Raw genomic sequence first — 4,367 nt, forward strand, 5'->3', positions numbered from 1 at the left:
GTTTGGTGGACGTGTGGCCGTTGTCGCCGTTGCAGGAAGGGTTGCTGTTCCACGCCCGGTACGACGAGACCGGCCACGACGCCTACGTCGGACAGCGGTTCCTCGATCTGCGGGGGGAGGTGGATGCCGATCTGCTGCGTGCCTCCTGGCAGGCGTTGCTGGACCGGCACGCCAACCTCCGGACCGGATTTCGGCAGCCGGCGGGCCTGGACGGGCCGGTCCAGGTGGTTTCCGCGGAGGCATCGCCACCGTGGCGGGAAGTCGACCTGTCGGAGTTTGCGGGCCGGGCTGACGGAGACACCGAGCTGCGGGCCCTCATGGCTGCTGAGCACCGTCGGTTCGACGTCGAGGTGCCGCCGCTGCTGCGGCTGCTGTTGGTGAAGCTGGGGGAGGGCCGGCACCGGCTGGTGATCACGATGCACCACATCGTGATGGACGGCTGGTCGCTGCCGCTCCTCTTCGAGGAGCTGTCCCTGACCTACGCCGCCGGGGGCGACGCCTCGGGATTGCCGCCCGTCGCCCCGTACCGGGACTACCTGGCCTGGCTGGCCGTCCAGGACCGGGACGCCGCCCGCGCGGCCTGGCGCGAACACCTCACCGGAGTCGACGAACCCACCCTGGTGGCCCCGCTGGAGCGGGACGCGGCATCGACCCGGCCCCGTCATGTCGTGGTGCGGCTCGAAGAGTCGCTGACCGACGCGCTCCGCCGGGCGGCCCGTGCTCGGGGTCTGACGCTCAACAGCGTGGTGCAGGGGGTCTGGGGAGCCTTGCTGGGGGTGCTCGTCGGCCGTGACGAGGTGGTCTTTGGAGCCACGGTCGCCGGTCGGCCCGCCGAACTGGCGGGTGTGGAACGGATGTTGGGCCTGCTGATGAACACCGTTCCGGTGCGGGTGCGACTCGACCCGGACCAGGAGTTCTCCGGGATGCTCGCCGAGCTCCAGGCCCGACAAGCAGAGCTGATGGCACATCAGCACATCGGTCTCGCGGACATCCAGCGGGCCGTCGGGCCCGGGGCGTCCTTCGACACCCTCCTCGTCTACGAGAACTATCCGCACGACCCCGAGGCGGGCCGGGCGATCGGCGGACTGCACGTCGCCGGAGGGGGAGGGGAGGAGGCGGCCCACTATCCGCTCACCTTGGTGGTCTCTCCCTCGACCCGACTGGAACTCCAGTTCGACTACCGCCCCGACCTCCTCGACGAGGACACCGTCCGTTCCCTCGCCGGACGGGTGCGGCGGCTGTTGGAACAGGTGGCGGCGGACCTCGATCTGCCGGTCGCCCTGCTCGACGTGCTGGACGGGGCCGAGCGCGAGCGGGTCACGCTCCGGTGGAACGACACCGCCCGCGGGCTTCCGGTGGCGACGGTGCCCGAACTCTTCGCCGCCCGGGCGGCACGGACCCCGGATGCCGTCGCGGTGGCCGGCGACGACGGGTCCTGGTCCTACGCGGAGCTGGACGCCCGCTCCGACCGGGTGGCGAGCTGGCTCGCAGCCCGGGGCACGGGCGCGGGTGACCGGGTCGGGGTGGTGATGGAGCGGTCCGCGGAACTGGTGGCCGTGCTGCTGGGCGTGCTGAAGTCGGGCGCCGCCTACGTGCCGGTCGATCCGGGGCACCCCGAGGAGCGCATCACGCTCGTCCTGGCCGGCGTGCGCCCGTCGCTGGTCCTCGCATCCGGCGCACACGCCCCCCGGCTACCCGGGACGGTGGACTGGGACGCCGCGACAACGGTCGAGGAGGTGGCCCGCGCCACCACGGTGCCCCGGCCCGGGCCCCGACCGGATTCCTTGGCGTATGTGATGTTCACCTCGGGGTCCACGGGTGAACCGAAGGGTGTGGCGGTCACGCATCGGAGTGTGGCGGCGTTCGTGTCGGACCGTGCCTGGCGTGACGAGGTTGTGGCGAGTGTTCTCGTCCAGGCGAACCATGCGTTCGATGCGTCGACGTATGAGTTGTGGGTGCCGTTGGTGCACGGCGGCACTCTGGTGGTGGCGTCGGCGGGTGAGGTGGATGCGGCGGAGCGGGGTCGGCTTGTCGCGGCGCACGGGGTGACGAATGTGCATGTGACGGCGGGGTTGTTTCGGGTGTTGGCGGAGGAGTCGCCGGAGGTCTTCGCCGGGGTGCGGGAGGTGTCGACGGGTGGGGACGTGGTGTCGTCCTCGGCGATCCGCGCCCTGCTGACCCGCTACCCGGAGCTGACCGTACGGACCACCTACGGCCCCACCGAGACCACGGCGTTCACCACCCAGCTGGCCTACACGGCAGCGAGGTCGGTACCCGATGCGGTGCCGCTGGGCCGACCGATGGACAACAGTCGGGCGTACGTCCTCGACGGATTCCTCCGCCCCGTTCCCCCGGGTGTGACGGGGGAGCTGTACCTCGCCGGGGACGGCCTGGCCCGCGGCTACGACCACCGGCCCGCACTGACCGCCGAACGGTTCGTGGCCTGCCCGTACGGCGCCGGGCGGATGTACCGCACGGGGGACCTGGCCCGCTGGACGACGGACGGCGAGCTGGCCTTCGGGGGCCGGGCCGACGACCAGGTGAAGGTCCGGGGCTTCCGCATCGAACCCGGCGAGGTCGAAGCCGCTCTCGCCGACCATCCCGAGGTCGGGCAGGTGGCGGTCGTCGCCCGGGAGGAGCCGCCGGGAACGAAGCAACTGGTCGCGTACGTCGTGCCACGAGGCTCCGCCGTCGACCCGGCGGAACTCGCCGCCCGCGCGGCCGACCGGCTGCCCGCGTACATGGTGCCGTCCGCGTTCGTGACCCTCGACGCGCTGCCGGTGACGGTGAACGGCAAGCTCGACCGGGCGGCGCTCCCCGCACCCGAGTGCACCGAGGCCGGCAGCGGTGGCCGACCGCCGGCGAACCCGCGGGAGGAACTCCTCTGCGCACTCTTCGCGGAGGTCCTGGGGCGGGACGGGATCGGCACCGAGGACTCCTTCTTCGACCTCGGCGGGGACTCGCTCCTCGCCCTGCGCCTCACCGCCCGGATCAGGGCGGCCCTGGACACCGGCCTCGGCATCCGCGAACTCTTCGGCACCCCCACCGTCGCCGGCCTGGCACGGTTGGTGGGGGACGGTCGCCGGAACGGACACGGCGGGATCGCCGTGCGGGAACGGCCCGACGAGGTGCCGCTGTCCTTCGGGCAACAGCGGATGTGGTTCCTCAACCGGATGGCCGAGGCCGGCGCCGGGGCCGCGTACAACATGCCGTTGGCCCTCCGATTCACCGGCACGATGGACGCCGCCGCCCTGGGGGCCGCGCTGGGCGACCTCGCCGATCGACACGAGGCACTGCGCACCGTGTTCCCCGACACCGCGGGAGCGCCCCGCCAACACGTCCTGACCGGCCGGGCCGGGCGTCCGGCCCTGGAGGTGCGCGGACTCACCGAAGCGGAGCTGCCGGCAGTGCTGGTCGCCGAGGCCGCACGGGGCTTCGACCTCTCACAGGAACTGCCTTGGCGCACACACTTGTTGGTGTTGTCCGACACGGAGTCCGTGCTGCTGCTGGTGGCGCACCACATCGCGGTGGACGGCTGGTCCATGGGTGTCCTCGCGCGTGATCTGCGTACCGCCTATGCGGCCCGCCGGGGCGGCGCGGCGCCCGACTGGGAACCGCTGCCCGTGCAGTACGCGGATCACGCCCTCTGGCAGCGGGAGACGCTGGGGGACGTCACCGACCCCGGAAGCGCGATCAGCGGGCAACTCGCCTTCTGGCGGGACACCCTGGACGGGATGGTCGAGGAACTCCCCTTGCCGACCGACCGGGTGCGCCCGGCGATCTCCTCCTTCCGGGGCGGCTCGGTACCGGTGGAACTGGACGCAGAGGTGCACCGGGCGCTGGTGGAGGTGGGTCGCGGCTCCGGTGCGACCCTGTTCATGGTGGTGCAGGCGGCCTTGGTGATGCTGTTGGCGCGCCTGGGCGGCGGGGTGGACGTGCCGGTGGGCACGGCGGTGGCGGGCCGCGGGGACCGGGAGTTGGACGACCTGGTGGGCTTCTTCGTGAACACCCTGGTGCTGCGGACCGATGCGAGCGGCGATCCCACCTTCCGGGAGCTGTTGGAACGGGTCCGGGAGGCGGACCTGGCTGCGTTCGCCCACCAGGACGTGCCCTTCGAGCGCTTGGTGGACGAGCTGAGCCCCGCCCGTTCCCTCGCCCGACACCCGCTGTTCCAGATCATGTTGGTACTTCAGAACGCCCCCGCCGAGGAATGGGGACTGCCCGGCCTCGTCGTCTCCCCGCTGAACGCCGATGCCCTGCCCGACGAAGCGCTGCCGGCTCGGTTTGATTTGTCGTTGAGTTTGTCGGAGCGGTGGGATGTGTGGGGTGGGCCGGCGGGGGTGGTGGGTGGTCTTCAGTTTGCGGTG

At 71.9% G+C, this 4,367-nt stretch carries 1 protein-coding gene; it reads left to right on the plus strand.

Features of this window, described 5'->3' with window-relative positions:
• The coding region (locus ABT092_RS30770) for a non-ribosomal peptide synthetase (RefSeq protein WP_351249781.1) at positions 1-4,367 on the plus strand (4,367 nt) is incomplete at both ends.

Origin of the sequence: Streptomyces sp. NPDC002490, assembly GCF_040296045.1 — a bacterium.
Classification (GTDB): Bacteria; Actinomycetota; Actinomycetes; order Streptomycetales; family Streptomycetaceae; genus Streptomyces.